This window comes from Streptomyces sp. CC53 (assembly GCF_001865245.1).
Classification (GTDB): Bacteria; Actinomycetota; Actinomycetes; order Streptomycetales; family Streptomycetaceae; genus Streptomyces.
Map to the genome: position 1 here is coordinate 24638 of NZ_MKXB01000100.1, position 9368 is coordinate 34005.

General features: G+C 73.3%; 12 protein-coding genes, 1 tRNA gene and 1 riboswitch. Of the genes, 3 read left to right on the forward strand and 10 right to left on the reverse strand.

Translation table 11 applies throughout. The annotated features are described in order from the left end of the window. The 3 genes from BJP40_RS09090 to BJP40_RS09100 all read right to left on the reverse strand — a co-directional run. Positions 1-794: ATP-binding cassette domain-containing protein (locus tag BJP40_RS09090; RefSeq protein WP_177204344.1), on the reverse strand; the 794-nt coding region annotated here is incomplete at its 3' end. Positions 795-800: 6 nt separating this feature from the next. Beyond that, a complete protein-coding gene (locus tag BJP40_RS09095) occupies positions 801-1568 on the reverse strand; it encodes an ABC transporter permease (RefSeq protein ID WP_071269209.1) in 768 nt (255 codons plus the stop codon). A gap of 52 nt (positions 1569-1620) precedes the next feature. After that, positions 1621-2421: an ABC-2 family transporter protein gene (locus tag BJP40_RS09100; protein WP_071269205.1), complete on the reverse strand. Its 801-nt coding sequence runs from the start codon at positions 2419-2421 to the stop codon at positions 1621-1623. A 228-nt stretch (positions 2422-2649) separates the two neighbouring features. Here BJP40_RS09100 and BJP40_RS09105 point away from each other — a divergent pair, with 228 nt between their 5' ends. Next, the gene (locus BJP40_RS09105; RefSeq protein ID WP_079171042.1) at positions 2650-4944 is read left to right on the forward strand and encodes a transglycosylase domain-containing protein; all 2295 of its coding nucleotides are present in this window, start codon (positions 2650-2652) and stop codon (positions 4942-4944) included. Here BJP40_RS09105 and BJP40_RS09110 read toward each other — a convergent pair. The 3 genes from BJP40_RS09110 to BJP40_RS09120 form a co-directional block, all read right to left on the reverse strand. After that, a complete protein-coding gene (locus tag BJP40_RS09110) occupies positions 4938-5258 on the reverse strand; it encodes a multidrug efflux SMR transporter (protein WP_071269283.1) in 321 nt (106 codons plus the stop codon). The two genes, BJP40_RS09105 and BJP40_RS09110, sit on opposite strands and share 7 nt — an antisense overlap. Positions 5259-5294: 36 nt before the next feature. Further along, a riboswitch (guanidine-III (ykkC-III) riboswitch) is annotated at positions 5295-5363 on the reverse strand. 25 nt (positions 5364-5388) lie between these two features. Next, positions 5389-5727: a co-chaperone GroES gene (locus tag BJP40_RS09115; protein WP_071269282.1), complete on the reverse strand. Its 339-nt coding sequence runs from the start codon at positions 5725-5727 to the stop codon at positions 5389-5391. Between the two features lie 86 nt (positions 5728-5813). Then, positions 5814-6134 (reverse strand): DUF3618 domain-containing protein, encoded by a 321-nt coding sequence (locus BJP40_RS09120; RefSeq protein WP_071269281.1) that lies wholly within the window; start codon positions 6132-6134, stop codon positions 5814-5816. Positions 6135-6262: 128 nt separating this feature from the next. Between BJP40_RS09120 and bcp the strand changes: the two genes are divergently transcribed. Beyond that, entirely contained in the window at positions 6263-6730 is a 468-nt protein-coding gene (bcp, locus tag BJP40_RS09125; RefSeq protein WP_071269280.1) for a thioredoxin-dependent thiol peroxidase, read from the forward strand. A gap of 148 nt (positions 6731-6878) precedes the next feature. Then, positions 6879-6962: transfer RNA gene (locus tag BJP40_RS09130), tRNA-Leu, on the forward strand. Positions 6963-7020: 58 nt separating this feature from the next. On the opposite strand, the gene rdgB is transcribed toward BJP40_RS09130, so the two are convergent. The 4 genes from rdgB to BJP40_RS09150 form a co-directional block, all read right to left on the reverse strand. Then, positions 7021-7623 carry an RdgB/HAM1 family non-canonical purine NTP pyrophosphatase gene (gene rdgB, locus BJP40_RS09135; RefSeq protein WP_071269279.1) on the reverse strand — a complete coding sequence of 201 codons (603 nt, stop codon included), beginning with the start codon at positions 7621-7623 and terminating at the stop codon, positions 7021-7023. A 165-nt stretch (positions 7624-7788) separates the two neighbouring features. Further along, entirely contained in the window at positions 7789-8160 is a 372-nt protein-coding gene (locus BJP40_RS09140) for a hypothetical protein (RefSeq protein WP_071269278.1), read from the reverse strand. A 106-nt stretch (positions 8161-8266) separates the two neighbouring features. Then, positions 8267-8998, reverse strand: a complete 732-nt coding sequence (rph, locus tag BJP40_RS09145; protein WP_071273873.1) for a ribonuclease PH — start codon at positions 8996-8998, stop codon at positions 8267-8269. 24 nt (positions 8999-9022) lie between these two features. After that, positions 9023-9220 (reverse strand): hypothetical protein, encoded by a 198-nt coding sequence (locus BJP40_RS09150; RefSeq protein WP_071273870.1) that lies wholly within the window; start codon positions 9218-9220, stop codon positions 9023-9025. Positions 9221-9368 lie beyond the last annotated feature (148 nt).

A 9368-nucleotide genomic window follows, 5' to 3' on the forward strand; every position in this document is an offset into this window, starting at 1 on the left:
AGGTCCACGACGAGGGTGCGCTCGCCCGCCCCCTGCTCGTGCAGCCCGCCGAGCGTGCCGTCGTACATCAGGCGGCCCTGGTCGATGACCATGACCCGCCGGCACAGCTGCTCGATGTCGGTGAGGTCGTGCGTGGTGAGGAGGACCGTCGTGCCGTGCTCCGCGTTGAGCGCGCGGAGGAACGCGCGGACCTTGGCCTTCGACACGACGTCCAGGCCGATCGTCGGCTCGTCGAGGTACAGCACCTCCGGGTCGTGGAGCAGCGCCGCCGCGATGTCCCCGCGCATCCGCTGCCCCAGGGACAGCTGACGGACCGGCACCCCCAGCAGGTCGCCGAGCTCCAGCAGTTCCACGCAGCGGTCCAGGTTCTCCCGGAAGCGGGCGTCGGGGATGCGGTACATGCGGTGCATCAGCCGGTACGAGTCCCGCAGCGGCAGGTCCCACCACAGGGTCGTCCGCTGGCCGAAGACCACGCCGATGCGGCGGGCCAGCCGGGTCCGCTCCCGATGGGGGTCGACGCCCGCGACGCGCAGACGGCCGCCGCTCGGCGTCAGGATGCCCGTCAGCATCTTGATCGTCGTGGACTTGCCGGCACCGTTCGGGCCGATGTAGCCCACCATCTCGCCGCGCGCCACCCGGAACGAGATGCCGTCCACCGCCCGCACCCGGTGCCGCTCCCGGCGCAGCAGCCCCGTGCGGCGCCGTACGTCGAAGACCTTCTCCACCCCTTCCAGTTCGATGAACCCGGCGTCCGGCACCCGGTCCGGTGCCGTCGTCCGCTCGGTCTGTGCCATGCCGCCTCAGCTCCCCGTGCTCCGGTACGAACGCAGCCCCGCCCGCCAGGCCAGCCCTGCCAGCCCCGTGCACACCACCGCCACCAGCGGTGACGCGAACGCCGCCCACCACGGCAGGCCCGCCGGCGCCTCCCGCCCCAGGACGTACAGGGCCGGCACCCAGTTCACGAACGCCAGCGGCACCACGTAGACGACCCCCCGCACCAGCTCGCCCGCGAAGATGGACGGCGGGTACTGGAGGAGGGTGTTCCCGCCGTAGGTGAAGGAGTTCACGACCTCGGCGCCGTCCTGCGCCCAGAACTGGAACGCCGCGCCCGCCACCATCACCGATCCGAAGATCAACGTGCCGGTCACCACCATCAGCGGCACCATCGCCACCGTCACGGGGGTCCACGCCACCCCGTCCAGCACCACGAGGGACCACACCAGCACCAGCAGGCCCTGGAGGGTCCGCCCGAGCCGGCGCAGCGCGAACCGGTCCGCGGCCACCTGCGCGAGCACCGGCACCGGCCGGACCAGCAGCGTGTCCAGCGTGCCGTCCCGCACCCGCCGCCCCAGCCGGGACACCTGCCCGAAGGCGAGGTCCGCCAGGCCGAAGGCCGTACTCGTCGTCCCGTAGAGGAAGGCGACCTCGGCGAAGGAGAACCCGCCCAGCCCGCGCACGTGCGTGAACATCAGCAGGATGACCACGAAGTCGAAGAAGTTCGCGACCAGGTTCGACAGCAGCGTCACCGCGAACGAGAAGCGGTACGTCATCGTGGCGCGGATCCACATGGCCGCGATCAGGCGGTAGGTCCGCAGGCCGTCAGCCAGCCGGGCAGCCGCGTCACCCACCCTGCACCACCACCCTGCGCGTCGCCACGGTCTGCAGCGCCCGGCCCGCCGCCAGCAGCACCAGCGCCCAGCCGGCCTGGAACCCGTACGCCCCCAGCAGCGCCCACCCGGTCCGCTTCTCCAGGAACACGTCGGCCGGCACCTGGAGCATCGACGCCCACGGCAGCGCACGCGCCACCTCGCCGAGCACGCCCGGGAAGACGTGCAGCGGCAGGAGCATCCCGGAGAAGAACAGCCCGGACAGCCACGCCACCTGCACCACGCCCGCGCCGTCCATCAGCCAGAACACCGACAGCGCCACGAGGAACCACACGCCGAAGCTCACCACCACGCCGAGCAGCACGGACACCACGAAGGCCGGCCACGTCCACGGGTTCTGCGGGAGCGCCACGTCGAAGGCGAGGGCGCCCACCAGCAGGGGCGCGGCGCCACGCCCCAGGAACTGGAACGCCGCGCGCCCCACGGCGACCGACAGCCACCACAGCTGGAGGTCGGCGGGCCGGTAGAGGTCCACGGCGATGTCGCCGCTCTTGACGCGCTCGATCAGCTCGTCCTCGAAGCCGCCGCCCATGAGGGAGCAGACCGCGAGCAGCGCCTGCCCGATCCACACGTACGCCAGCGCTTCCGGCAGGTCGTAGCCGCCGAGCCGCGGACGTTCCTCCCACAGGGCCGCATAGGTGAACGCCAGGACGAAACCGAAGACGGTGTTCGTGAACACCCCCGCGGCGGTGGCCACCCGGTAGGTCGCGTGGCGCCGGAAGGACCCCGCCACGACGGCCGCGTACAGCCGCACCTCTCCTCCCTCCGCCGCCGCCCGCCCGCCGGGCGCAAAGTCCGAGAGCCTAGCAGCGGCGCCGCACCGTCCGCGACGGGTTTTCGCGCCTCCGCCCTCCCGCGACCGCGGCAGGCGGGACACCGGAATGCGCGGGATCGCGCCACCCGCGGTGCAGTATGAGAAACAGGGTGGGGGCAAAAAGTGACACACACCGTCAAACTCAGACAAGGACAGGGCCGGAGGCACATGAGCGACGACGCCCCGCTGCCGCCAGGAGGCTGGGAGCCACGCGACCCGACCGTCCACGGCGCCCCGCCGGGGAACCGCCCCCGTCCGGGCCCGGCATCCCCCACCCGCCGCGCCCGCCGAGCCGAACGCCGCGCGGCCCGGCGCCGCCGCCGCACCGGATGGCGCCGCCTCGTCCCCACCCGGCGCATGCTGCTCGGCAGTCTCCTGCTGCTCCTGCTGCTCGGCGCCGGCGGCTTCCTCGCGGGCTACCACCTCATCGACATCCCGCCCGCCAACGCCCAGGCCACCGCCCAGGCCAACGTCTACCTGTACGCCGACGGCAGCCCCCTCGCCCAGGCCGGCAAGGTCAACCGGGAGAACGTCCGCCTCTCCCGCGTCCCCGAATCCCTGCGGCACGCCGTCCTCGCGGCCGAGGACCGGGACTTCCACTCCGAACCCGGAGTCGACCCCGGAGCGCTCCTGCGCGCCGCCTGGAACACCCTCAGCGGCAAGGGCACCCAGGGCGGCTCCACCATCACCCAGCAGTACGTCAAGAACTACTACCTCGGCCAGGAACGCACCCTCACCCGCAAGGTGAAGGAGTTCTTCATCGCCATCAAGCTCGACCGGCGCACCTCCAAGGACCACATCCTGGAGGGCTACCTGAACACCAGCTACTACGGCCGCAACGCCTACGGCGTGCAGGCCGCCGCCCGCGCCTACTACGGCAAGGACGTCGACGAACTCGGCACCGCGGAGGGCGCCTACCTCGCCGCACTCCTCAACGCCCCCAGCGCCTACGACGTCGGCTCCCGCACCGGCAACCAGACGCGTGCGCTGGCCCGCTGGAACCACGTCCTGGACGCGATGGTCGAGGAGCGCTGGCTCACCGCGGCGGAACGCGCCCGGCTCACCTTCCCCGCCGTGACGCCCGCCCGTCCCGCCGCCGGCCTCTCCGGGCAGCGCGGCTACGCCGTGCAGGCCGTGAACGCCTACCTCACCCGTCACGGCATCGTCCGCAGCGACGAGCTGGCCGCGGGCGGCTACCGCATCACCACCACCCTGCGGAAGGACCGGGTCGACGCCTTCGCCGACGCCGTCGGCGCCCGGGTGCTCTCCCGCCTCGACCCCGGCACCCGCCCCGTCGACCGCTACGTCCGCGTCGGCGGCGCATCCGTCGAACCCGCCACGGGCAAGGTCGTCGCCCTCTACGGCGGCATCGGCTACACCCGGCAGTACGTCAACAACGCCACCCGGCGGGACTACCAGGTCGGCTCCACCTTCAAGCCGTTCGTGTTCGCCGCCGCCGTCGACCGCGGAGCCACCACCCAGTACGGCGAGCCCATCACCCCCGCCACCATCTACGACGGCACCAACAAGCGCCCCGTCGAGGGCTGGACCGGCTCCCCCTACGCCCCCGCCAACGAGGACGACCACAGCTACGGCGGCATCACCCTGAGCACCGCCACCGACCGCTCGGTCAACGCGGTGTACGCCCAACTCGCCGTCGACGTGGGCCCGAAGGCCGTCGAACGCACCGCCGTCGCCCTGGGCCTCCCGCCCGACACCCCCGACCTCAACGCCTCACCGTCCATCGCCCTCGGACCGGCCACCGCCAGCGTCCTCGACATGGCCGGCGCCTACGCCACCCTCGCCAACCACGGGCGGCGCGGCGGCACCTATTCCCTGGTGGAGAAGGTGGAGCGGATCGGCCCGCGCGGCCCCGAGCCGCTCCCGCTGCCCGCCACCCTGGCCCCGCCGGCCGACGGCGGGCCGACCCGCCAGGCCGTCAGCCGGGAGGCCGCCGACGCGACGACGGCGCTGCTGCGCGGCGTCGTGGAGGGCGGCACCGGCACCGCGGCGGGCGCGGTCGGGCGCCCCGCCGCCGGCAAGACCGGCACGGCCGAGGACGACAAGGCCGCCTGGTTCGCCGGCTACACCCCGGAGCTCGCCACCGTCGTCGCCCTGATGGGCCAGGACCCGAAGACCGGCGCCCAGAAACCCCTGTACGGGGCGATGGGCCTGCCCCGGATCAACGGCGGCGGCGCCCCGGCGGAAATCTGGGCGCACTACACGAGCACCGTGCTGGAGGCCGAGCCCGTGCGGGACTTCGACCTGCGGGTACCGGAGCACCTGCGGGACGCCCCGCAGCCGCCGTCGGACCCCTGGGCGCAGCAGCCCTGGGGGCAGGAACCCCCGGGGCGGGACCCGTGGGCGCAGGAGCCGGACCTGTGGCACGAGCCGGCGGGGCAGCAGGGCGGCCACGGCCGCGGACCGGCCGCCACCCGCAGCCGCCCACCGGGCACTCAGTGACCGGAGGTCGCCTTCAGACCCACCACGGCCACCAGCAGCAGGCACACGAAGAAGATCCGGGCGGCGGTCACCGGCTCGTCGAGGACGACCATGCCGACGACCGCCGCCCCGGCGGCGCCGATCCCCACCCACACGCCGTACGCCGTGCCGATGGGCAGGGTCTTCGCGGCCTGGGCCAGCAGGGCCATGCTGGCGACGATGCCGAGGCCGGTCAGCAGGCTCGGCCAGAGCCGGGTGAACCCGTCGGTGAACTTCATCCCGATCGACCAGCCGATCTCCAGCAGACCGGCGGCGATGAGCAGAACCCAGGCCATGACGACACACCTTCGCGGATCGAGGAACTCTTCCGTGGTGCGTCGTCTTTGCCTTGGGACCCGGTACGGCGCGTCTCGTCGGGGTGCCCTCCACGCTAGCAAACCGCGCGGCGCGGCACCCCCGGGCGCCTCAGAGGTACAGCCCCGTGGAGTCCTCCGACCCCTCGAAGCGGTCCGCCGCCACCGCGTGCAGGTCGCGCTCCCGCATCAGGACGTACGCCACACCGCGGACCTCCACCTCGGCGCGGTCCTCGGGGTCGTACAGCACCCGGTCGCCGGGCTCCACGGTCCGCACGTTCTGGCCGACGGCGACCACCTCGGCCCAGGCCAGCCTGCGGCCTACGGCAGCGGTCGCCGGGATGAGGATGCCGCCTCCGGACCTCCGCTCGCCCTCGGGCGTGTCGGACCGGACCAGCACCCGGTCGTGCAGCATCCGGATGGGCAACTTGTCGTGGGTGTTCTCGCTCACCCCATGAACTTACCCGGCCCGGGGCCCCGCGAGGGCCCGGGGTGGGTCCTCGCGGCGGGTCCGGCCGGGGAGGCCGGGGCCCCTGTTCAGTCCTTGCGGCGGCGCGCGGACACCGCGAGCAGCCCGATCACGCCGAGCGCGACCATGGCCACCGGCAGCACCCGCTCCAGGCGCGGCGAGCCGTCCTCGGCGACGAACCGCTCGCGGACGTCGGTCACGACCCGGTTGACGGCGACGAAGGCCCGGCCGGCGGTCTCGTCCACGGTGGACGCCACCCGTGCCTTCGCGTCACCGATGATGGTCTTCGGGTGCACCCGCACACCGATCTCGTCGAGCGTGAGGGCCAGCTGCTCGCGCCGGCGGATGATGTCCGCCTCGATCTGCGCAGGGGTCCTGTCGTCCGACACGCGCTGCCTCCGAGGGTCCGTGGTGTTGTCAAGGGCCAGTCTGTCAGCTCGCCGCCCGGAAGCCCGCCACAGACCCCCATTAGGCTCGGTCGGGCAAGCACCAGAGCACCCGCGAGGAGACCAGAGCCATGAGCGAGCGACTGCAGCCCGGCGACACCGCCCCCGCCTTCACCCTGCCGGACGCGGACGGCAAGGACGTCTCCCTCGCCGACTACGAGGGCCGCAAGGTCATCGTCTACTTCTACCCGGCGGCCCTGACGCCCGGCTGCACCAAGCAGGCCTGCGACTTCACCGACAACCTGGAGGTCCTGGCGGGCGCGGGGTACGACGTGATCGGCGTCTCCCCGGACAAGCCCGAGAAGCTGGCGAAGTTCCGCGAGAAGGAGGACCTGAAGGTCACCCTGGTCGGCGACCCGGACAAGGCGGTCCTGGAGGCGTACGGCGCCTTCGGCGAGAAGAAGCTGTACGGCAAGACGGTGACGGGCGTCATCCGCTCCACGGTCATCGTCGACGAGAAGGGCAAGGTCGAACGCGCCCTCTACAACGTGAAGGCCACCGGCCACGTCGCCAAGCTGATCAAGGACCTCGGCATCTGAGCCGCCCGTCGGACGGTCCGCCGGCGGGGACCCGCGCCGCGGCGGTCCGGCGGGCCGACCGGCCTGCGGCCGCGGTCGGCTGGGCTCCGGTGCGGAACGGGAATCCCGCGTGGACGGGCACCACGTCACCGGTAGCATGGGCGGGCACGCGGCCGTTGCTGAATCGGTATAAGCGGAGGTTTTAGGTGCCTCTGGGCGTAAGCCCATGTGGGTTCGAGTCCCACCGGCCGCACGAGGTCACCGCGTAGGCCCACCCGGACGTCCCGGGTGGGCCTTCGTCGTACGGGCGCTCAGTCCAGCACGTCCCGCAGGACGGGCACCAGGGCGCGGAACGCCTTGCCGCGGTGGCTGATGGCGTTCTTCTCCTCGGGGGTCAGCTCCGCGCACGTGCGGGTCTCGCCGTGCGGCTGGAGGACCGGGTCGTAGCCGAAGCCGCCCGTGCCGGACGGGGTGTGGCGCAGGGTGCCCTCCAGGCGGCCCTCGACCACGTGCTCCGTGCCGTCCGGCAGGGCCAGGGCCGCCGCGCACGCGAAGTGGGCCCCGCGGTGGGGGGCGTCGATGTCGGACAGCTGCGCGAGGAGCAGGTCCAGGTTGGCCCGGTCGTCGCCGTGGGTGCCGGCCCAGCGGGCGGAGAAGATGCCGGGTGCGCCGCCGAGGACGTCGACGCAGAGGCCCGAGTCGTCGGCGATGGCCGGGAGACCGGTGGCGCGGGCCAGGGCGTGTGCCTTGAGCAGGGCGTTCTCGGCGAAGGTGACGCCGGTCTCCTTGACGTCGGGGATCTCGGGGTAGGCGTCGGCGCCCACGAGGTCGTGGGCGAGTCCGGCGTCGGCGAGGATGGCGCGCAGCTCGGTGATCTTCTTGGCGTTGCGGGTGGCGAGGATCAGGCGGGTCATGGCGTCCAGTATCCCGGTGCCCCGCGCCCGTGAGCCCGGGCGCCCGGCGTCCGGCATCCGGGTGCGGCGTGCGGGTGCGGTGCGCGGGTGCGGTGCGCGGGTGCGGCCCCCGCCGTGCCCCGCGGGGCGGCGGCGGAGCGGCGGCGGGGGCCGTGACGCGTGTCCTTACGGGGTGCAGACCTTGGCGACCTCGGAGGCCGCGTTGGTGATCGGCGTGAGGTCGGGCGTGGCATCGCCCTTCTCGACGGCGGTGCGGACGGTGTCGACCCCGGCGGAGAGGTCGTCGACGGCCTGGGTGAGGTCGGTGTTGCCGGTGGTGTCGCGGAGGTTGTCGAGCTCGCGGTCGATGTCGTCCAGGGACTCCTGGATCTGCGTGGGGTCACCGGCGTTGGCGACGGCCTGGCTGAGACGGTCGACGCTGGTGGCGATGGCGTCGGCGGTCCTGACGCAGTCGAGAGCCGTGTCGAGGGCGCCGCAGCCGGTGAGGGCGGCCGTGGTGAGGGTGAGGGCGGCGACGGTCAGGGCGGTACGGCGCATGGGTGGGGTCCTCCCCGGGACGGTGGCGGCGGGCGGGCGTACGGGCCTGGGGGGCTTCACGTACGCCCGCGGAGACGAAAGACGCCGGTGGGGCGCGTCGGGTTGCTCAGGCGGTGGTGTCGAGGGCGGCGCGCTGGAGGGCGGCGAGGTCGGCGCAGCCCCCCGTGGCGAGGTCGAGCAGGGCGTTGAGCTCCTTGCGGTCGAAGGGCTCGGCCTCGGCGGTGCCCTGGACCTCGACGAAGCGGCCGTCGCCGGTGCAGACGACGTTCATGTCGGTCTCGGCGCGGACGTCCTCCTCGTAGCAGAGGTCGAGGAGGGGGGTGCCGTCGACGATGCCGACGGAGACGGCGGCGACGGTGCCGGTGAGGGGCGTGCGGCCGGCCTTGACGAGCTTCTTGCGCTGCGCCCAGGCGACGGCGTCGGCGAGGGCGACGAAGGCGCCGGTGACGGCGGTGGTACGGGTGCCGCCGTCGGCCTGGAGGACGTCGCAGTCGAGGACGATGGTGTTCTCGCCGAGGGCCTTGTAGTCGATGACGGCCCGCAGGGAGCGGCCGATGAGGCGGGAGATCTCGTGGGTGCGGCCGCCGATCTTGCCGCGGACGGATTCGCGGTCGCCGCGGGTGTTGGTGGAGCGCGGGAGCATGGAGTATTCGGCGGTGACCCAGCCTTCGCCGCTGCCCTTGCGCCAGCGCGGGACGCCTTCGGTGACGGAGGCGGTGCACAGGACGCGGGTGTCGCCGCAGGAGATGAGGACGGAGCCCTCGGCGTGCTTGGTCCAGCCGCGTTCGATGGTGACCGGGCGGAGCTGTTCTGGGGTGCGGCCGTCGATTCGAGACATGCGGTAGAGCCTAGGCGGTGACGGCTACCCGGTGGGATGCGCGGTGCAGCCGTCGCGGCAGGGGGTGCAGACCGGGGCGGCCTCGGGCGGCACGTAGGGGCTGCACCAGCCGCAGAAGGTGCAGGCGTAGCGGCCGTTGACGCCGGCGACGGTGGCCTGGCACCGGGGGCAGGGCGTGGTGGTGATCTCAGCGGTGTAGGTGGCGGTGTGCGCGGTGTGCATGGTGTGGCTCCTCTCGCTGCCGCACGGGGATGCTACCCACGGGTGGGGCGTCCGTGCCCGCGGTGCCGGAAGTCGCCGGGCGCAGCCGCTGGGACGGGGGGGCGGGTCCCGCCGGTGGCGGGGGTGTGCGGGGCGGGGCGGACGGCCC